The following is a 20,150-nucleotide window of genomic DNA, read 5'->3' on the forward strand; positions in this document are numbered from 1 at the left end:
AAGCCGGACGAGAGTCCGGCTAAAAGTCCCAAGGGTAATCGGGGTTATCAACGATTAAGGTTGATATTGTGCATCAAGTGTGACACCTGAAAAGGTTTGAAATGCATTTAAGCTTAAGTGCCAAGTACCTGCTTGTGGGTTGCTAAAAGTACATGTTTCAGCACTGCCACTTTTGTACGGACGACAGTCATAGCTGCTTGTTGTAGGTTGACTTCCAAATTTAACAAATAAATCTGCATCACCTGTACCGCCAGAGCTAGTCACTGTAAAGCTAGACATATTAGCAGGCACATCAATAGTGTAGTGTTTCCATTGACCAGCGTTAGCCGAAATATTTTCAACTGTACCGCCGCCTGCTTGTGGTGAGCCTGTACCACCAGAAGCGGTTAAGTCACCTACAAGGCTCACACCTGAGTAGGCAGAATAAGCACTTAGCATTACGTGGTATGTACCTGCTGTTGGACTATCGATTGAACATACTTCGTTATTACCGCTTTCATAAGGGCGGCAATCATATGTTGTTGTAGTAGGAGCATTACCTGCGCGAACATATAAGTCTGCATCGCCCGTACCACCACTCATAGTGAAAGTAACATTTGTTGCGCCCGCCGGTACTTCCATTGTGTAGTAGGTTTTGCTGCTTGCTGCGCCACTTAAGCCTGTTAATGCTTGACCATCTTGTAACTCATTGCCTGTAGCTGGCGGCTGAGTTGAACCCGATGCTGCTGCAACTGCAGCGGCTGCATCGACAATACCTGTACCACAGTTATTACATGTAGCAGGGAAAGAGCGAGTCGTTGATTTTAAAATGCTTTCAATTTCATCTGGCGTTGCAGAAGGCTTCGCTTGTTTGATAAGTGCCGCGACACCTGCAACATGCGGTGCAGCCATTGATGTACCTTGTGAGAAATGATAAGAATCACTGCTTGGGCCAGTTGCGCCTGAGTTATGAGTTGATAATACACCCTCTGAATCATTCGCAAAGCTTTGCGCACCACCAGGGGCTGCAACATCAATATTACTACCAAAGTTTGAGTAATAAGCACGACCACCGTTACGGCCAACAGAGGCAACATTTACAACGCCATTACAGTTACCTGGGTTGTAGTTAGCCGAATTATCATTACTGTTACCAGCGGCGATAACAACAACTGCGCCGTTGTTGCGTGCTTGGTTTATAGCATTTTGCGTTGTTGAGCTACATGCACCCCCACCACCTAAACTCATGTTGATAACATCAGCAGGGTTAGCATTTGCAGGTACGCCAGACACTGAACCACCTGACGCCCAGATAATACCGTCTGCAATATCAGATGTTAAACCACCACATTTACCAAGCACACGTACAGGTACAACCTTGGCATCATAAGCAACACCTGCAACGCCTTCACCATTATTTGTTACCGCAGCAACGGTCCCCGCAACATGAGTACCATGCCAGCTAGAGTCTTGATCTGCCTTTGGTGAGGGATCGCCATTTTGATCTGTACCGCACTCACCACGTACAACTGCATCGCCAGGGTCGCGAGCGTCGCTGTCACGGCCACCACCATCGTTGGCAACAGATAGGTTCGAAATCATGTCGTAGCCAGGTAAGATGTTGGCGTTTAAATCAACATGTGGGCGGTAACCCGTATCAAGTACAGCAACTGTTACACCGCTGCCTGTTGCGCTATCCCATGCTGTAGGTAGATTCAAGCCACCTGCTTGCTCGTAGTAGTGCCATTGGTCAGAATAACGTGGATCATTAGGTGTTGCGAAAGGCTGTAACATTTGGTCAATTTCAATGTACTCAACGTTGCCAGTTGCCATAACTTCTTGCATAAATGCTTGTGCTTCATCGGCCGAAAGCTTTTTATCAGCGCGCATTACGTGGTGGTTGCTCATTGCCATGGCACGTACATACTGAGCTTTTGCTAAGCCTTTTTTGCTGCTGAAATTCTTCACAAAGCTTTGTGCTTTTTGGTTCATCATAGCAGGTGTTTGCTCAGCGGCAGACATCGTGGTCATATCAGCGTTGCTATTTTTGTATTTAATAATAAATTGTGTTCCAAAACCGCTTTGACCTTGTAATTTTGCAGCGGTATCTGCCATTGATGGTGGTAACATTTGGTTTGGTGCGGCCATTGCTGCTGTTGTTCCAAATAACGCTGTGAGGCTTAATGCAATTGCGCACTTTTTCAAGTTGTTAGTTGTCATAATGATCCCTAGATTGTTATAAGTTGCTTCGCACGACTTTCCGCGAAGGGGGACAAAGGTAAAATAAATGTAAATATAGTTAAAATATCGTTTTGTTATGTTTGTCTCTATTTTGGTTATAACTAAATGTATAGATGGCTAAATATAAATATTTATTGGGTTTTTTTGCTTTTTTCTAATTATAAAGTTCCAATTTACTGTTATAGAGTTTTTACTTTATTTTGTTTTTCGGGTTTATCTTTTTTCAAAAAAATGACTAAGTTAACAACGAGCGCGTAATATCTTGTTATAATCAGCTAAATTTTTTCAGTGAGAATGAGTAATGACCCAAGTAGATGTAATTGTGATTGGTGCCGGTGCCGCAGGTTTAATGTGTGCAGCACAAGCAGGCTATCGAGGTCGCAATGTTACTGTGCTTGATATGGGCAAAAAGCCTGGCCGTAAAATTTTAATAAGCGGTGGTGGGCGTTGTAACTTCACAAATGAAAACGCAAGCCCAGACAACTACTTGTGTACTAATCCTCACTTCGTAAAATCCTGTTTAAGCCGTTATACCCAACATGACTTTATTGAGCTGGTGGACCGTCATGGTTTGGCTTATCACCATAAAACGCTGGGCCAGCTATTTTGTGATAACAGCGCGCAAGATATCGTTGATATTCTTTTAACTGAGTGTGAGTGGGCTGGGGTAAACATTGCTCTTCGTAACGAAGTACTTAGCGTGATAAAAAACGATGCTGGTTATGAAGTTATAACCGAACAAGACAGTTATCAATGCGAGTCATTGGTGGTGGCATCCGGTGGTTTAACCATGCCGAAACTTGGCGCATCGCCCATTGGTTATAAAATTGCTGAACAATTTGGCTTAACGGTGCTACCAACCATGGCTGCATTAGTGCCATTTACATTGCACCAGCATGATAAAGATCGCTTTGATGGTTTATCTGGGATCAGCATTCCGTGTTTAGTAACCAGTGAAGATGGCACCCAGTTCAAAGAAAATATCCTCTTTACCCACCGCGGCTTGTCGGGGCCCGCTATTTTGCAAATCAGTTCATTCTGGCGCGCAGGGCAGAGTGTTTACATCAACTTATTACCTGAGCTTGATTTAAAACAGCAGCTTGAGCAATGGCGTCAAAGCCAAGGGCAAAAGTCACTAAAAAATACCCTTGCAACCATTTTACCCAAACGCTTTGTTGAAATGCTGCACGATACAAAAGCGATTCCAGATTGCAATGTAAACCAGTTAACCCATGCACAAGTCGACGCATTACATGACTACATTCACAATTGGCAAATAAAACCCAATGGCACAGAGGGTTATAGAACAGCCGAAGTTACACTCGGTGGCGTAGATACCGATGAGTTAAGCTCAAAAACCTTCGAAGCAAAAAAATCAGCAGGTCTTTATTTTATTGGCGAAGTGACCGACGTCACTGGTTGGTTAGGTGGTTACAACTTCCAATACGCTTGGAGCTGCGGCTTTGCAGCAGGGCAGTATTGTTGATTAGTTTTATATAACATAACCAACAAAGCCGCTAACTTCACTTAGCAGCTTTGTCGGTTGCAAAAAATATAAGGGATTAATTGCGAGAATATAAAGTATTAACGTAGGTCGAAACGATCTAGCGTCATTACTTTAGTCCACGCTGCTACGAAGTCATCAACGAACTTCTGTTTAGCATCGTCAGAGGCATACACTTCAGCAATTGAACGTAGCTCTGAGTTTGAACCGAAGATTAAATCGACTGGTGTCGCTGTCCACTTAAGCTTGCCTGATTGACGGTCACGTCCTTCGTAAATACCTTCTTCAGAAGACTTAGACCACTTCGTTGACATATCGAGTAAGTTAACGAAGAAATCGTTGCTTAATGTGCCAGGTTTTTTCGTGAATACACCGTGTTTCGTTTGGTCAGTATTCGCGTTAAGGGCACGCATACCACCTAGTAGTGCAGTCATTTCTGGTACTGATAAGTTGAGTAAATCAGCGCGTTCAACGAGCATTTCAGCCGGTGATTTCCATGCTGAGCTGTAGTAGTTACGAAACGCATCTGCCGTTGGCTCAAGTACTTCGAATGATGCAACGTCAGTCATTTCTAATGACGCGTCCATACGACCTGGCTTGAACGGTACTGCGATAGAGAAACCCGCGTCGCTTGCTGCTTTTTCGATTGCAGCCGCACCACCAAGAACAATCATATCTGCGAGTGAAATTTCTTTACCGCCGGATGCGTTTTTGTTGAACTTAGTTTGGATTTTCTCAAGTTTGCTCAGTACTTTAGCCACTTCTTTCGGGTTGTTTACCGGCCAATCTTTTTGCGGAGCAAAACGAATACGTGCACCGTTTGCACCACCACGCATATCTGTGTCGCGGTAGCTCGCTGCTGATGCCCATGCAACTCGCACAAGCTCAGATACAGATAAGCCTGAATCTAAGATGCTTGCTTTAAGTGACGCGATATCTTTGCCATCTACTAGTTTGTGGTCAACCGCAGGGATGTAGTCTTGCCAAATTAATACTTCTTCTGGCACTAAGTCACCTAGGTAACGAGCGCGTGGGCCCATGTCACGGTGGTTTAGTTTGAACCATGCTTTTGCAAATGCCAGTTCGAACTCTTTTGGATCGTTTAAGAAACGCTCTGAAATCTTACGGAACTCAGGATCTGCTTTTAACGCGATATCAGTTGTGAACATGATAGGTGCATGACGCTTACCTTTAATGTGCGCATCGGGCACTAGGTTAGACGCTTGACCATTTTCTGGGATCCACTGAGTCGCACCTGCTGGGCTTTTAGTTTTAACCCACTCAAAGCTGAATAAGTTTTGTAGGTAGTTGATTGACCAACGTGTTGGTGTCACTGTCCATGCACCTTCAAGACCTGAAGTGATGGTATCTTCTGAGTGACCTTTACCACATTTGTTTTTCCAACCTAAGCCTTGCTCTTCAATCCCCGCTGCTGCTGGCTCTTTGTCTAAACACGTCGCTTTTTTCGCACCGTGTGCTTTACCAAAGCTGTGACCACCGGCGATTAGCGCAACGATTTCTTCATCGTTCATTGCCATGCGGCCGAATGATAGACGAATGTCGTCTGCTGCAAGAAGTGGATCAGGGTTACCGTGAGGGCCTTCTGGATTTACATAGATTAAGCCCATCTCAACGGCCGCTAATGGACCTTTAAGTTTGCCTTTTTTGTCACGGCGCTCGTCAGTGAGCATTTTGCCTTCAGGGCCCCAGTATACGTAATCTGGTTCCCAATCGTCTTCGCGACCACCGGCATAACCGAAGGTTTTGAAGCCCATTGATTCAAGCGCAACGTTACCTGTTAGCGCCATTAAATCTGCCCAAGAGATGCTGCGACCGTATTTTTGTTTAATAGGCCAAAGTAAACGACGCGCTTTATCAAGGTTGGCGTTATCAGGCCAGCTGTTTAGCGGGTCGAAACGTTGTTGACCACCGCCTGCGCCACCACGACCATCAAAAGTACGGTACGTACCTGATGCGTGCCACGCCATACGGATGAAAAATGGACCATAGTGACCATAGTCAGCTGGCCACCAATCTTGAGAATCAGTCAATACTTTCTCGATATCCGCTTTCACTGCGTTTAGGTCTAACTTTAGGAATTCTTTTTTGTAATCAAAGTAAGGACCCATAGGATCTGACTCTGCACCATGGGCACGAAGTTGACTAAGATCTAATTGTTCTGGCCACCAAAATTGGTTTGATTTGATGTCGTTTGTAGCTTGTACGCCTGTTGCCACCAACAGTGATACCGCAACAGCTACTTTAGACAAGGCTGAGGTCGATTTTTTAAACATTGTATAGTCTCCAGTTAGAAGTTGCGTGAAATATAGAGTTGTTCTGATTAACTTTCCACTTACAAACTGGGGTTTAAATCGATTGATAAAATCGAAAAAACAGATGATATGATTGATTTTATAGAACAAAGCCAGCAAAAATGCTGGCTTTGAAGGAGGTGTGCTTTGAGCTAAAATTTAGCTTGTTGCTTATTCCTCAATAAAAGGGATGCCGTTTTTGATCCACTCAGCGGCTGGTTTGCCTTTTAAGTAGTGATCAAAATATTCCATCATACGTACCGAGAAATCTACTTGGTTAGGGAATTTCTTCAAGTGATGTGGTTCACCTTCATATTGTAAGAAGGTGGCATCTTTACCCGCACGGCGAAGAGCAAGGTAGTACTGCACCCCTTCGTGCCATGGCACCGCGTCATCTTTGTCACCAAACATAATGAGGATTGGGGTATTTACTTTATCTGCAAAGAACACTGGTGAGTTTTCGATGTATAGCTCTGGTGCTTCGAATAAGGTTTTACCAATGCGGCTTTGACCTGTTTCGTATTGGAACTGACGCGCAAGACCTGATTTTAAGCGAATACCGCTGTAAGCACTGGTCATGTTAGACACCGGCGCTCCCGAAACAACCGCTTTAAACATATTTGTTTGGGTGATCATAAAGGCGCTTTGATAGCCTGCCCATGAGTGACCTTGTAAGCCAATTTTATCGGGATCAGCAATGCCTAAATCAATTAACTTTTGAGTTGCGTTGATCATGGTTTGTGTTGATGATTTACCAGGATGACCAATCTCAAAACGGATATCCGGTAAGAAAATCGCATAGCCATTTGAGGTAAACATCGGGAAGTTAGGGCGATGATTTAACTCCATTTTCGGGAAGTCATACATGCGTTGGCTCATATAGCGGTAGAAGTACACAACTACAGGAACCTTGTCGCCTTTTTTGTAGCCTGCAGGCTTAATTAATACGCCTTGTAAGTCTTCACCATCAAACCCTTTGTAGCTAATAAGCTCAGGTTTTTCACCCCATGCAAAGTTGCTAATTTGTGGGTTTAGGTTGGTTACACGCTGAGGCTTTTTGAAGCTAAAGTCAGTTTGGTAGTAATCAGGGAATTGCTGATAAGTTTGCGCTGTAAATAGATATTTGTCGGCATTTTTCGCCTTTTTAACAACATCATAGCGCTTTTTACCCGAAAGTACTTTGCTTACTTTATTACTTGTTAAATCAAGTTTAGCAATTTCAGTTTGTTTATCTTGCACGTTGGTTGCGCTGAGTAATAAAGTCTCGCCTTTGGCAAAGCCAACTTGGTCTTTATCAAGTTTAATAATACGATATTGGGTATTCGTTTCTTTACCTTGGGTTAAACGCGTTGCCTTTTTTGTCGCGACATCAAAAGCCCAAATATCAAATTTACTGTAAACCAGTACTTGGCTGCTGTCGTTTAACCAGCCAGCAAAGCCATAACCTGGCTGAGGTGACGGGTAGTCATGCTTATCATCGGCAAAAATCGCGTTAATTGCCTTAGATAAGGTCGAAACTTTGTTATTTCCTAAATCTTTAAGTTGAACGTGGCTGTTTTGAAAAAATGCCGCATATTGACCATTTGGCGCAAGGCTGGGTCTAAATGGATAATCGTTGATGATAGCCGTTTGCTTACCTGTTTTAACGTCAACACTGTAATAGTCTGCGTAAAAACCACCGTACATTATGCGTTCTAGGTAAGGTAGGTCTGAATAGCCTAATAGCGCTTCGCGGTGAGTGTTAAGTGAAACCTCAGGCATACTTGGTGTACTTAACTGCATAACCTGTTGACTATTTACATGATACACCGCTTTATAATGACGAAGCTTGTTATTTTCATTCCATTGCTGCTCTTCACGTGGCTTAATTTCAGCGTCTTTATTGTGCCAAACATTGAGGCCTTTATGGTCGCGAATGGTATCGAAATCATATAAAGAGGCTTCGTCTGTGTATTCTTTTGCTTCGATCTTTGCCGTTAATTTCGGATGATTTTCAAAGTATAAACGAGCACCATCTTCAGACCATGTTAATGAGGCTGTTTTGCCAATAGTCCAGCTATTATCAGCTGAGTTTATGGTCGATAGGGCACCATTTTGTAAAAGCTGTAAGCTGTGGTCGCGACGTCGCGTATCATCATTCACATAATTACCAATTAACAGCGCTGCGGTATTGCTGTTTGGTTGCCAAGCTATTTTATTTGCAACAACACCTGGCTCATCAATCAACACACTAGTTGCAAAGTCATTGTTAAGCGTAACTAATACAACTTGGTTGTCGGCACCATCACTAAAGCTTTGGCTTGCGAGTAATTGCTCGCCGGTGCTGCTCATTGCATAGCTAAACACATTGTTTAGGGTGTGAGTGGTTTTGTCTTGAAGGTTAACAAGCACTAAATCAAAGCTTTTATCTTTTTTATCTGGTTTGATTTCGCTGCTGTTTTCGTCTTTTTCTTGGTCGTCTTTTTTATCTGCTTTCTTATCGAGTCTGTAAGCAAGCCATACACCGTCATCTGATAGCGCATAGTCTTTTACATCGTTAAATGTCTGTTGCTCACCGTTTTTAGTATTTACTAAAACAAGGTTGTTTTTCAGTTCGTCTTTTTTCTTAGTGGTTTCTTTTTCAAGTAGGGTCGGTACCTGAGTAAACGCCACCCAATTTGCCGCTTTATTAATTATAGGGCGAGTACCGCGCTCAACGCTTGCAAGGAGGGTGTTATTGTTTAATGCGTAAACCTGACCTTCAGCATTACCGCGATAAGGGTCGGCACTGAAAGTAAGAATTTGGCCATCTTCAGACAGTTGGGTGCCTTTTGCGTATTTAAAATCAAACACGTCTTTAAATTGCAGAGCTTCTTTTGCACTGAGCTGTGCACTACCAAGGCTTGCCACTAAGGCTAAGCTCAAAAGTGATAATTGCGCTTTCATTTATCTTCTCGTTGTTTTTAAATTTACGCGTTCAGTGTAGCGTTTTTAGTAAACAATTCGAGTAGATACGATAAGTTGCTTATTTAGGGAGTTGAGCTGTAAGCCTAAAAACTTTTCGGTAGGTTTTGTAATAAGAGGGTGTAGCGGAGTTACCCGCGTACTTTTGATTAGACTGTTGCGCGATATTAAATCGCGCCTACAGCTAACTTATAACCAAATCTTTTTCAGTTCAGGCCATTGTTTTTCAAATTGCGCACTCGGTTTCGCTTTAAAGTCGCTGCGCACGAATTGATTCATCTTACCTTCAACGTAAGCCAGTAAGAAGTTGGCTAACGTTGTTTCGTCAGATTGGAATGCTTTACCTTCACGAAGCTTACGTTCACGAAGAACTTGCTTAAATTGCGTTTCTAGCTTTTCGAATAAGCCTTGCACACGTTCACGTAAGCGCTCTTGCTCACCTTGCAAGGCATCACCAGTTAAAATACGGGTAATACCTGGATTTTTTTCGGCGAATGCTAATAGTAAAAGCAAAATATTGTATACGCGTGTTTGACTCTCTTTTTCATTTTCTAGAATGAGGTTAATACGCGATAGCAGAGTATCTTCAATAAACTCAATCAAGCCCTCAAACATCCGCGCTTTACTCGGAAAATGACGATAAAGCGCAGCTTCAGACACGCCCACTTCAGCCGCTAGTTTGGCAGTAGTGATACGTTGACCTGGGCTGGTTTCTAACATCTGTGCGAGTGCTTGCAGAATCTGCTCTTTGCGATTACTTCTTTTTGTCGCAGGCATGACCATTCCTTTCTTATAATTTATTACTTGCGCTGTATAGACTCAGACAAGCCATTTTTTGTGCAAATGAGAGGCTTATGTTAATGTTTTATTCAGCTTCTTTCCAGCATTTTTACAAACGCTTGGCAAGCTCCGTCATAACACTCATCGCTAAATCTTTTTTGCTACCCACCGCTAAATCTTGCTGCTCATTGTGCCAGAACAGTGTTAAAGCATTATGATCAGAATTAAAGCCAAGGCCTTCTTTTGACACATCATTTGCACAGATCATGTCGAGATTTTTATTTTTTAATTTACCTTGGGCATAGCTTGCAACATCTTGTGTTTCGGCGGCAAAGCCAACCGTGTATGGGCGGTTTTCGTTAAGTGCAGCAACGTTAGCAATGACATCTGGGTTTTTAACTAAGGTGAGTGTGAGTTCATCACCTTGTTTTTTCATTTTTTGATCTTCAATTGCGGCTGCGCGGTAATCGGCAACGGCAGCACAGCCAATAAAAGCATCAGACTGTACAGCAAGTTCCATTGATGCGATTAAAAGCTGCTCAGCGCTTTCAATGTGAGTGATCTTTGCATTCGCTGGTGCTTTAATTGTCACTGGCCCTGAAATCAGGTTTACCTTTGCACCTAAAGCAAGTGCCGCTTCGGCAAGGGCATAACCCATTTTTCCTGAGCTATGATTAGAAATATAACGCACGGGATCGAGGGCTTCTCTGGTTGGCCCTGCTGTAATTGTAATGGTTTTGCCAGTAAGTAATGGCTCAATGTCTGGCTGTGTACACAGCGCTACCAGTTCATGCGGCTCTAGCATACGCCCAGCGCCTACATCACCGCAGGCTTGCGAGCCTTTACCTGGCCCCCAAATTGCTACCCCGCGCTCGGCGAGAGTATTAAGGTTAACCTGCGTTGCAGGATGTGCGTACATTTGTTGGTTCATCGCCGGTGCGACAGCCACTTTGGCTGGCGTTGCTAATAAAAGCGTGGTGAGTAGGTCATCAGCTATGCCCATCGCCATTTTTGCTAATACATTGCTGGTCGCAGGCGCCACTAAAATCAAATCTGCCCACTTGGCAAATTCAATGTGCCCCATTGCGGCTTCAGCTGCAGGGTCAAGTAATGAATCAGACACAACCTCTCCACTGACGGCTTGCATCGTCAAAGGGGTAATAAAGTGCTTGGCTGACTCTGTCATAACCACTTTTACTTCGCAGCCAGTGTCTTTTAAGCGTCGCACTAGCTCTGCACATTTATAAGCTGCAATGCCGCCACTTATACCTAGTAAGATTTTTTTATTTGCTGATTTTGTCATTACATGAAATTTAACTTTGGTCGATATGCGCTAACGATAGCAAATCTTTGCCAATTTCATGAAGTTTTCTTTTTTAAAGGAAGGAAAAAAGAAAGTTTTGTTGTACAGTTTAATTTGTTTGTTTCTTTTTAGGGTACTTTGATGTCGTTAAAGGATTTACCATTGTCAGCTCGGCCTCGCGAAAAGCTGCTTTTACAAGGCGCTAAAGCGCTCTCAGATGCAGAATTGTTAGCTATCTTTTTGCGCACAGGTGTTGCTGGTATGAATGCGATTGAATTGGCTGAACACTTATTACGTATTAATAGTACATTGCAGAATTTATTTAATGCCAGTGAGCAAGCGTTTTGTTCTCAAAGAGGGTTAGGGACTGCAAAGTATGTACAGTTACAAGCGGTATTAGAGTTAAGCCGACGTTACTTACTTGAACAATGCCAGCGAGAAGAGGTATTTAGCTCTCCTCAAGCAGTGTATGACTACCTGACTATTCAATTACGGGGCTTGCAACAAGAAGTATTCATGGTGCTTTATTTAGATAGCCAAAATCGATTAATAAAAGATGAAGTGCTTTTTTATGGCACTATAAATGCTGCTTCTGTGTATCCCCGTGAGGTGGTTAAGGCTGCCTTAAAGCAGAATGCGGCGGCACTTATCTTTGCTCATAATCACCCAAGTGGAGTCGCGGAGCCTAGTGAAGCAGACAAGTTAATTACTCATAAATTGCAGCAAGCACTCTCGTTAGTCGATGTTATAACCCTTGATCACATCATTGTAGGCGGTAAAAACTGTGTTTCGTTTGCTGAACGAGGATTAATTTAAGCGAAGCGAAGACTGGAGTGTGTTAAAAATGAGCAGTTTAGCGGTTTTTTAGAAATTAGTTTAATTTAAATGCAGTTTTTACTTTCCCTAAGGGCTTTCGATCATTATAATTGGCCGCTATCAAATTTACACATGAGCTGATTGGATAAGATCTGTTACTTGATCTTTGCCTGCATAAGCTGTATAAAGAGCGCCCTTCGATTTATCCCGGGGCACAAATACATGGCCTAAGGGAAAATTAAGCTCGAGCGAAGTTATTGGAGATATATAGACATGTCTAAAGTATGTCAAGTTACAGGTAAGCGTCCAGCGGTTGGTAACCACCGTTCACACGCGAGAAACGCGACTAAACGTCGTTTCCTACCTAACCTACAAACGCACCGTTTTTGGGTTGAAAGTGAAAAACGTTTTGTAACATTACGCACTACGACTAAAGGTATGCGTATTATCGATAAAAAAGGCATCGACGCGGTTCTTACAGAAATCCGTGCTCGTGGCGAAAAAGTTTAAGGAACTGAATCATGCGCGATAAGATCCGTTTAGTTTCAACTGCTGGTACTGGTTTTTTCTACACTACCGACAAGAACAAGCGTAACATGCCTGAAAAAATGGAAATCAAAAAATACGATCCTAAAGCTCGTAAACACGTGATTTTCAAAGAAGCTAAAATCAAGTAATTTTAGTTTTTCAGAATCTCAAAAACCCAGCTTCGGCTGGGTTTTTTGTTTTTACAGCCTAGAAATCAATAATTCAGTACAAGAATCTAACTTGGCTTGCTGTTTTATCTTGCTTAATTATCAATCTAAGCGTAAAATGCGCGCTCATTTCGGCTTATTAAATTTAATTCCTTGCCTTAAACCGACTGGCCGAAACGGTAGAAGGCTCTATTAACCGTAAGGAATATCCATGCGTCATTACGAAATCGTATTCATGGTTCACCCTGATCAGAGTGAGCAAGTACCTGGTATGATCGAACGTTATACTGGTTCTATCACTGAAGCTGGTGGTACTATCCACCGTCTTGAAGACTGGGGCCGTCGTCAATTGGCTTACCCAATCGACAAGCTTCACAAAGCTCATTATGTTCTTATGAACGTTGAAGCACCTACTGAAGTAATCAGCGAGCTAGAAACTACTTTCCGCTACAACGATGCAGTGCTTCGTAACTTAGTTATGCGTACTAAAGACGCTGTAACTGAAGCATCTCCTCTTGCAAAAGAAGAGAAGAAAGAAGCACCAGCTGCTTAATCGTTTTGAGTCCAAGCATGGCGCTTGCAGTTGAGACAAAAAGATGAGCCAACCGCTTAATCCTTATATGAATCAGCTGACACTATCTGGGGTTGTTTGTAAAACCCCCAAGTATAGTCAAAGCCCTGCTGGTGTTCCGCATTGTATTTTTGTTCTTGAACATAAATCAATGCAAGTTGAAGCAGACCTTAACCGTAATAGTTATGTCAGGCTTCAAGTGGTTGCCAGCGGTGCGTCAATGCAGCAACAGACTCAACAATTGCACGTTGGGCAACAAGTGCAAGTGACGGGGTTTTTAAACCGTCATGAAGGCCGAAACGGCTTAAGCCAATTGGTCTTGCATGCTCAACATATAGAAAGAATTTTTTGAGGAATTTTACTCATGGCACGTTATTTCAGACGTCGTAAGTTCTGCCGCTTTAAAGCGGAAGGCGTACAACAAATCGATTATAAAGATCTAGCTACTCTTAGAAACTATGTTACAGAAAGTGGCAAAATCGTACCTAGCCGTATCACAGGTACTAGCGCTAAATATCAGCGTCAGCTAGCAACTGCTATCAAGCGTGCTCGCTACTTAGCCCTTCTTCCATACACTGACTTACATAAGTAAGCAGCGGATTAACAGTTTTTAAAAGGTGTAGAGACATGCAAGTTATTCTACTAGACAAGATCGCAAACCTAGGTGGCCTAGGTGACCAGGTTGTAGTTAAATCTGGCTTCGCACGTAACTTCCTTTTCCCACAAGGTAAGGCAGTTCCTGCAACTAAAGCTAACATCGAAACTTTCGAAGCACGTCGTGCTGAGTTAGAAGCTAAGATCGCTGAAGATCTAGCTGCTGCTCAAGCTCGTGCTGACAAGCTAGAAGCATTAGCTGAAGTAACACTAGTTTCTAAAGCTGGTGACGAAGGCAAATTATTCGGTTCAATCGGTACTCGTGACATCGCTGACGCTATCTCAGCTGTTGGTGTTGAAGTTGCTAAATCAGAAGTTCGTTTACCTCTAGGTACTATCCGTGAGACTGGCGAATTTGACGTTGCAATCGCAGTACACTCAGACGTAACAGCTACTATTAAAGTAATCGTTATCGCTGAAGCTTAATAGCAATATTAAGTAATAAAAGCCGTGCTTTAAAGCACGGCTTTTTTGTATCCGCTTCTTTTCAATTGGTACAAAAGCAGTTTTATAGTCTTACCTACATTTTAAAATCTAGTTCTTTTATCTTAATATCTTCTTCTTAATTAGTATAATTGGTGTACTCAATATGAAATTGCTTAAATTGACACCGACAGCGCTGTCATTTATATTTGATTCGTAAAAAAGTGGTAAGGATTTAAGATTGAAAAGTAAATTATCATCAAATAATAATTATAAACAACGTGGATTTACGCTCATAGAAGTTCTCATTGTCATCGCTATTTTAGGTATTTTATACAGTGTGGCGTTACCTGCTTATACCGAGCATATGCAGCACAGTAGACGTGCTGATACTCAGCAAGTTTTATTACAGTATGGTGCCAGTCTCGAACGCATATATTCGAGAAATGGTGGCTATCCTAATACATTTGCAACACAAAATACTGATTACTACACCTTCACGTATACGCCAACGAAAAAGGCACCTGGAGCCGTTGTTGATTTTAAAAACCGTGGTTTTAATTTAAAGGCAACACCTAAGCCTGGCTCAGCTCAGGCAGGGGATCGCTGTGGTGAACTCATGATTAAACATGACGGTAGTAACAGTGCTGCTGTAAATGATTGTTGGGAGTAGCTGTTGTGCGTAAAGCGGCTGGGTTTACTTTAATTGAGTTAATGGTTGTGCTTGCGATTATTGGTATTTTAGTCAGTCTTGCTTTTCCGTCATTTAGTCAGCAAATTCTACAAGATCGTATTGTAACGACAGCTAATCAACTCAACAGTGTTTATAAATATGCTCGCAGTGAAGCTGTAAAGCAAGAGCGTCCAATTAAATTGGTGGTAAATAATAATCTCTGGCAAGTTACTTTAAACGAAGCGGGTGCAGATACTGTATTAAAAGAGTTTGCAATTACTAAGGCTGGCGTAACAGTAAACTTAATTGCGCTAACCGTTAGTGCAAGTGGTGAAGTAGACCAGCAAGCCCAAATAGATATTAAAGATAATCACACCAATACCACAGATTATGTAATGTGTGTCCTTAAAAGTGGCCAAAACTGGTTAGCTGAATCATCAAAGGGATGCGCATGAAAAAGCAAGCTGGTTTTTCTTTATTAGAGGTAATGATTTCGGTTGTGATTGCTGGTATCGCTTTACTTGGTTTAGCTGCTGCTCAGTTAAAGTCGCTACAATATGCAACAAATAGCTTTCACTACACTGTGTCTTTAATTCAAGGTCAAAATAGTATTGAGCGGATATGGCCTCGCATTTGTGAAATTCAAAAAACTAACCCCGCACTTTTCCAAGATGTTGATTTCAGAGCAAGTTTGGCCCCCCAAGTCGCTGATTATCAAATTACGATTCCTGCGATTTATAATGATGATATGCAAATTAATGTTGCGTGGGTTGATGAGCGCATGACCGATAATGCAGAAAATCAAATAAGTCTTAATGCGAGTTTTCCTGACTTGTCGGCAGTGTGTTTATGAATAAATTAACACGCGGGTTTAGCCTTATTGAGTTGATGGTTGCCTTAGCCGCAGGGGCATTTTTACTTGCTGGTGTGAGTTTGTCATATGCAGCAATTAAAGGCACAATTGAAGTCAGTAAAGAGCTTGAAAATGCGCAAGAAGTTATTCGCTATACCAGTAAAATATTCAATCGCAGTATTAAGCAAACACAGCTAGTACCCTCCATTAGTGCGGATAAATCAACCATAACAATCATACAACCAGAGGGCGTGATTGCATGTAATGGCACTTTAACCACGGGCGTTATGACTGAAGTGTATAGCCTAGATAATAGTAGTTTAATGTGTTCACTCAATGGTGCTGCCGCTGAGCGTTTATTAACGGGCTTAGAAAGCGTGTCGTTTAGCTTATCTGGAGAGCTGGTTACTATTGTTGTAAAACCCCAAAAACTACCTGCTCAATTTGGTGCAGGAATTAATATTGATGTTGCTCTAACAAACACTATTTTAGTGAACGCATATGGTGGAAATAGTGTCTAAAAAACAACAGGGTTTTACGCTTATAACCGTATTAATTTTAACTGGCATGGCCAGTGTTGTTGTGCTTAGTTCATTACGAGAAAATATTGTTCAAGAGCGATTAAGTGGTAATTTTCAGAAAAAGCTCAATAGCCGCCTATTGGCAGAAAAAGGGGTGTTCGAGCAAGCTAAACTACTGCAGCAAACATTGAACCGTGAAGGTGTGCTGGCCATAGATGAACTAATTGATAAAACGGGGAATGCCAGTGGTGTAGGGGTGATTGGCGATGATGCAAAATTTACTGCTTTACTAAGCAAAAACCTTGATGGTGAACTGGAAATTGCAAGTTTAGGTCAACGTTATGCAGGTGATGCTCAAAGCAATTTAGTCGCCCGTTTTAGTGTGCAAGGGGGCAAAGGGAGTTCGGCATTTACCAATGCAATGGTGGGTTGTAAAGGTGTGAATTTGTCAGGTAGCGGCACCATCGATAGTTACGACTCAAGCCAAGGAAGCTACGAAGAGACAAAATCGAGTGATGGTGATGTATCGACAATTGATGGTGATTCAGATGTTGTTCTTTCAGGGCATTCACCTATTAAGGGCGACGTAAAAGCAACGGGTGTTATTTATTTAAATGGCTCATCTCCGATAATTGGTAATATACGCTCAAATACGGGAGTTAATATTTCATCAGGCAGTGGTTTACGTATTGATGGTAACGTATACACGCGAGGTTTTTATATCCATAAAGGTGGTCGGGTATCTGGGGTTGTTAGAGCCAACGGCGATGCTTCTATGCAGTGGTCAACTTATATTGATAATACCCAAGGCGAACGCTTAGATATTATGTATGGTGGAACGGGTAATTTTAAAGATACCTATAATAATCAGCAAGATGGTGTGCACTATAGTAATCGTAAGTTTAACGTGAACCCAAATGTAGAGCCTATTACAGTCGCAGATCCAAGTGCACCAGATTATGACCCTACAAACCCTGATACAAGCTGTGATCCTTTAATCATCCCCGAGAAAATGGCACAGCTGCACAGCGATACTGACAGTTATCATTCGCTATTAATTGGGGCTACCCAACAGTTTAAACTAACCAATGAAAAGGGCTTTTTTAGCCAGAATGGTAGCCAAGTGATACTCCCAAGTTTAAGTGATGTATTTTTATTTGATACCAAGATTCAAAACCAACCACATGGTTCGACAAGTAAGGAATATGTGTTTGCCCTAGACAAGTTAAAATTGACCAGTGATGGAAAAATGGAAGTTTCAGGGGGCGATGTTATTTTATTTATTGATGGTGACTTTTCGATGGAAGGGGACACGCGTTTAACGATAAAAAAAGATAGCAGCTTAACGATACTTATCACTGGCAAAATTAATATAGGGGCAGGTGCGAGTGTGATCACAGAGCAAGAGGGCTTAACGACAAGTGGTCACCCATCGTTGTCATTTTATTCATCATTTACTGGTGTAAATGGTGTGCAATTTAGTGGTGCTGCAAATCTATATGCGGCAATTTACGCACCTTTAACAACAGTAAAATTATCCGGCAGTGGTGAATTGTTTGGTAGTGTTCGTGGTTCAACGATTACTGCTTCAGGGGGCAGTGGTGCTCACTATGATGCTGGCCTTTTAAAAGTGCAAAATGGTGGAAAACCATCAACGCCTGCTCGAATCGTGTTTTTAGGTTGGCGTTATAAAACACCAGAAACTATTCAACAAGACAGTGAAGGCGCGCTTACTAACTAGCTGTAAATAGTGTCAGGTCAACTAGTTGCCCTGACACGTTAAAAAAATTTAATTTCATTTAAACCTTTTGAATCTCCCCTTACGTCTAATACACTAAATTCACAATAATAATCATAAAGGACGACATCCAGGATGTTGATAGATGCAGAACAAGCGTTCGTCCAGCAAAGTGAGCATGCCTTAATTGAACGCGTTAAAAGCGGTGATCAAGGTGCTTATGCAACACTTTATGAGTTGCATGTGAAGCGGGTTTATAGCCTTTGTTTGCGACTACTTGCAGATAAAGAGCACGCCGAAGATGCAACACAAGAAGTGTTTGTACAGTTATGGCACAAAATAGCGAACTTTGATGGGCGTTCACAGTTTTCAACATGGTTACACAGTGTCACCAGTAATATTGCGATTAGCTATATTCGCAAACACAAAAGCTGGTTTCAGAAAGTAGTGAGTTTTGAACAAAGTGGTATGGATGAGCAAAGCGCAGCTGATTGCGACGGTTTTAATGGTCTCGATAAATTAGTACTGAGACTACCTGAACGAGCACGTATGGTTTTTGTGCTTCATGCAATTGAAGGCTATCGCCATGAAGAAATAGCAAGCATGCTTGATATGGCCGTAGGTTCAAGTAAATCGCAATTTCACCGTGCAAGGCAGTTATTAAAAGAGTGGTATGAAAATGAGTAAGCCAGAATTTGAACAATTTTTAAATGACTCGCTTAATCAGAAGCAAGATATTAGCCCAGAAAAAGATCTCTGGCAGGGTATTGAGCGAGCAATTGCAAGGCCGCAAACACAGCAACCTGATAAGCCAACGCGTGGCTGGAATAAACTCGCTGCTGTTGCCGCTTGCTGTATTGCAGCACTTTTAACTGTGCAGCTTTTTGTCGGCCAAGGTGAGTCAAACAGCATGATGGCAATGAGCAATTATTTTACTAAGCAAAAGCAAGGTTTGTTGGTGCAATATCAAAACCAACCTGCATTAACAGATAACTGGCAGCAACAGTTAAAAGAGTTAGAAGAAGCTGAGAGTGCCATCAAACAGGCTCTCGAGAATGAACCAGAAAACCCTGCTTTATTACAAATGCTCTCGCAGGTTTATCAGCAACAATTAGATTTAATTAACAAGGTGCATGCACCTAAGTGGCAAACGATTTAGGAGTAACAATTATGAAATTACTAGTCTTAACATTAGGATTACTGCCACTGATGGCAATGGCAGGACAAACCATTAATGAACAAATTGATGTCCCTGCAAATAAGCGTATTTTTATTGAAAACCAACGTGGTGATGTACGTATTGAAGGGTGGGAAAAACCCCAACTTAAAATCGAAGGTGAGCTTGACGATAAAGCACAAGGTTATCGTTTAGAAGTTGAAGGCAGCCGTGTTGAATTTGTCGTAAAAATGCCGCGTAACTTAGGTGCTTGGAATAATGGTGATGGCTCTCGTTTAACTATTTACATGCCAAAAAGCAGTGAGCTTGAATTTGCTGGGGTGAATGTAACGGTTAGTGCCAAAGAGCTTGAAGCGGGCGCTGAGATCGATACCGTCAACGGCGATATTACAGTGCAAAATATAAGTGGCAACATGAGTTTTGAAACGGTCAATGGTGATGTAAATGCTCATGACCTGAACGGAGATATTCGCTTTGAAACCGTCAATGGCGAAATTAACGATAAAAACTCACAAGGTGCTTTACGCTTTACCGCAGTAAATGGCGACATTAAGTCAAAAACTAAAGCGCAAGATGTGCGCCTTGAGAACGTAAATGGTGATATTGACTTTGCTTTTGATGCGATTAAAAAGCTGCGTATCAATACCGTAAACGGTGAAGCTGAAGTTCACATCAATAAGCTGCTTGAAGATGCCAATATTCGTTTTGAATCAGTCAGTGGTGATGCTGAGTTTTACTTCCCAACTGATGTATCGGCAAAGTTTGAAATTGAAGCGCATGCTAACGGTAAAATTGTAAATGAGCTCAGTGATGACAAAGCGACTAAAGCGAAATACGGCCCATCAAGCGACTTAGAATTTAGTATTAACGGTGGGGATGCAGATATCGAAATGGATACCATTAGCGGGCGTATTGAACTTCGTAAACAGAAATAACGAACAATAAAGCGGGAAGTTTTCCCGCTTTA

General features: G+C 42.1%; 21 protein-coding genes. 16 read left to right on the plus strand and 5 right to left on the minus strand.

Annotated elements, in window-relative coordinates; all coding sequences use genetic code 11:
- Nucleotides 1-54 precede the first annotated feature (54 nt).
- Nucleotides 55-2,199, minus strand: a complete 2,145-nt coding sequence (locus tag L3Q70_RS02210; RefSeq protein WP_062567338.1) for a S8 family peptidase — start codon at nucleotides 2,197-2,199, stop codon at nucleotides 55-57.
- Between the two features lie 322 nt (nucleotides 2,200-2,521).
- Here L3Q70_RS02210 and L3Q70_RS02215 point away from each other — a divergent pair, with 322 nt between their 5' ends.
- Nucleotides 2,522-3,706, plus strand: a complete 1,185-nt coding sequence (locus L3Q70_RS02215) for an NAD(P)/FAD-dependent oxidoreductase (RefSeq protein WP_062567339.1) — start codon at nucleotides 2,522-2,524, stop codon at nucleotides 3,704-3,706.
- A gap of 98 nt (nucleotides 3,707-3,804) precedes the next feature.
- On the opposite strand, the gene katG is transcribed toward L3Q70_RS02215, so the two are convergent.
- The 4 genes from katG to coaBC all read right to left on the minus strand — a co-directional run bounded on the left by katG (nucleotide 3,805) and on the right by coaBC (nucleotide 11,062).
- Nucleotides 3,805-6,018 carry a catalase/peroxidase HPI gene (gene katG / locus L3Q70_RS02220; RefSeq protein WP_237114784.1) on the minus strand — a complete coding sequence of 738 codons (2,214 nt, stop codon included), beginning with the start codon at nucleotides 6,016-6,018 and terminating at the stop codon, nucleotides 3,805-3,807.
- A gap of 189 nt (nucleotides 6,019-6,207) precedes the next feature.
- Entirely contained in the window at nucleotides 6,208-8,961 is a 2,754-nt protein-coding gene (locus L3Q70_RS02225; RefSeq protein ID WP_237114785.1) for a prolyl oligopeptidase family serine peptidase, read from the minus strand.
- Between the two features lie 207 nt (nucleotides 8,962-9,168).
- Nucleotides 9,169-9,756, minus strand: a complete 588-nt coding sequence (gene slmA / locus L3Q70_RS02230) for a nucleoid occlusion factor SlmA (RefSeq protein ID WP_062567343.1) — start codon at nucleotides 9,754-9,756, stop codon at nucleotides 9,169-9,171.
- A gap of 112 nt (nucleotides 9,757-9,868) precedes the next feature.
- A complete protein-coding gene (gene coaBC, locus L3Q70_RS02235; protein ID WP_237114786.1) occupies nucleotides 9,869-11,062 on the minus strand; it encodes a bifunctional phosphopantothenoylcysteine decarboxylase/phosphopantothenate--cysteine ligase CoaBC in 1,194 nt (397 codons plus the stop codon).
- Nucleotides 11,063-11,203: 141 nt separating this feature from the next.
- Between coaBC and radC the strand changes: the two genes are divergently transcribed.
- From radC to L3Q70_RS02310, 15 genes are all read left to right on the plus strand, one after another.
- Nucleotides 11,204-11,878, plus strand: coding sequence for a DNA repair protein RadC (gene radC, locus L3Q70_RS02240; protein ID WP_237114787.1), 675 nt, complete (start codon nucleotides 11,204-11,206; stop codon nucleotides 11,876-11,878).
- Nucleotides 11,879-12,151: 273 nt separating this feature from the next.
- The gene (gene rpmB, locus L3Q70_RS02245) at nucleotides 12,152-12,388 is read left to right on the plus strand and encodes a 50S ribosomal protein L28 (RefSeq protein WP_036973115.1); all 237 of its coding nucleotides are present in this window, start codon (nucleotides 12,152-12,154) and stop codon (nucleotides 12,386-12,388) included.
- Nucleotides 12,389-12,399: 11 nt separating this feature from the next.
- On the plus strand, nucleotides 12,400-12,555 hold the full coding sequence (gene rpmG, locus L3Q70_RS02250; RefSeq protein WP_022946036.1) for a 50S ribosomal protein L33: 156 nt from the start codon (nucleotides 12,400-12,402) through the stop codon (nucleotides 12,553-12,555).
- A gap of 229 nt (nucleotides 12,556-12,784) precedes the next feature.
- Complete coding sequence (rpsF, locus tag L3Q70_RS02255; protein WP_036973113.1) at nucleotides 12,785-13,126, plus strand: 30S ribosomal protein S6; 342 nt, start codon at nucleotides 12,785-12,787, stop codon at nucleotides 13,124-13,126.
- A gap of 67 nt (nucleotides 13,127-13,193) precedes the next feature.
- On the plus strand, nucleotides 13,194-13,496 hold the full coding sequence (gene priB, locus L3Q70_RS02260) for a primosomal replication protein N (RefSeq protein ID WP_062567440.1): 303 nt from the start codon (nucleotides 13,194-13,196) through the stop codon (nucleotides 13,494-13,496).
- A gap of 12 nt (nucleotides 13,497-13,508) precedes the next feature.
- Nucleotides 13,509-13,736 (plus strand): 30S ribosomal protein S18, encoded by a 228-nt coding sequence (gene rpsR / locus L3Q70_RS02265; RefSeq protein WP_002962753.1) that lies wholly within the window; start codon nucleotides 13,509-13,511, stop codon nucleotides 13,734-13,736.
- A 35-nt stretch (nucleotides 13,737-13,771) separates the two neighbouring features.
- Nucleotides 13,772-14,224 carry a 50S ribosomal protein L9 gene (gene rplI / locus L3Q70_RS02270; RefSeq protein WP_062567345.1) on the plus strand — a complete coding sequence of 151 codons (453 nt, stop codon included), beginning with the start codon at nucleotides 13,772-13,774 and terminating at the stop codon, nucleotides 14,222-14,224.
- A 238-nt stretch (nucleotides 14,225-14,462) separates the two neighbouring features.
- Nucleotides 14,463-14,894: a type IV pilin protein gene (locus L3Q70_RS02275; protein WP_237114788.1), complete on the plus strand. Its 432-nt coding sequence runs from the start codon at nucleotides 14,463-14,465 to the stop codon at nucleotides 14,892-14,894.
- A 5-nt stretch (nucleotides 14,895-14,899) separates the two neighbouring features.
- Entirely contained in the window at nucleotides 14,900-15,349 is a 450-nt protein-coding gene (locus L3Q70_RS02280) for a GspH/FimT family pseudopilin (RefSeq protein WP_193988283.1), read from the plus strand.
- A complete protein-coding gene (locus tag L3Q70_RS02285; RefSeq protein WP_193988284.1) occupies nucleotides 15,346-15,747 on the plus strand; it encodes a prepilin-type N-terminal cleavage/methylation domain-containing protein in 402 nt (133 codons plus the stop codon). The genes L3Q70_RS02280 and L3Q70_RS02285 overlap by 4 nt, the downstream gene beginning before the upstream one ends.
- Nucleotides 15,744-16,268: a prepilin-type N-terminal cleavage/methylation domain-containing protein gene (locus tag L3Q70_RS02290; protein ID WP_237114789.1), complete on the plus strand. Its 525-nt coding sequence runs from the start codon at nucleotides 15,744-15,746 to the stop codon at nucleotides 16,266-16,268. The genes L3Q70_RS02285 and L3Q70_RS02290 overlap by 4 nt, the downstream gene beginning before the upstream one ends.
- Nucleotides 16,261-18,009, plus strand: coding sequence for a polymer-forming cytoskeletal protein (locus L3Q70_RS02295; protein ID WP_237114790.1), 1,749 nt, complete (start codon nucleotides 16,261-16,263; stop codon nucleotides 18,007-18,009). Before L3Q70_RS02290 ends, L3Q70_RS02295 begins: the two co-directional genes overlap by 8 nt.
- 132 nt (nucleotides 18,010-18,141) lie before the next feature.
- A complete protein-coding gene (locus tag L3Q70_RS02300; RefSeq protein WP_062567350.1) occupies nucleotides 18,142-18,693 on the plus strand; it encodes an RNA polymerase sigma factor in 552 nt (183 codons plus the stop codon).
- A complete protein-coding gene (locus L3Q70_RS02305; RefSeq protein WP_193988286.1) occupies nucleotides 18,680-19,165 on the plus strand; it encodes a hypothetical protein in 486 nt (161 codons plus the stop codon). Before L3Q70_RS02300 ends, L3Q70_RS02305 begins: the two co-directional genes overlap by 14 nt.
- A gap of 11 nt (nucleotides 19,166-19,176) precedes the next feature.
- Complete coding sequence (locus tag L3Q70_RS02310; protein ID WP_237114791.1) at nucleotides 19,177-20,118, plus strand: DUF4097 family beta strand repeat-containing protein; 942 nt, start codon at nucleotides 19,177-19,179, stop codon at nucleotides 20,116-20,118.
- Nucleotides 20,119-20,150 lie beyond the last annotated feature (32 nt).

The sequence above is a fragment of the Pseudoalteromonas sp. CF6-2 genome (assembly GCF_021729425.1).
Lineage (GTDB): Bacteria > Pseudomonadota > Gammaproteobacteria > Enterobacterales > Alteromonadaceae > Pseudoalteromonas > Pseudoalteromonas arabiensis.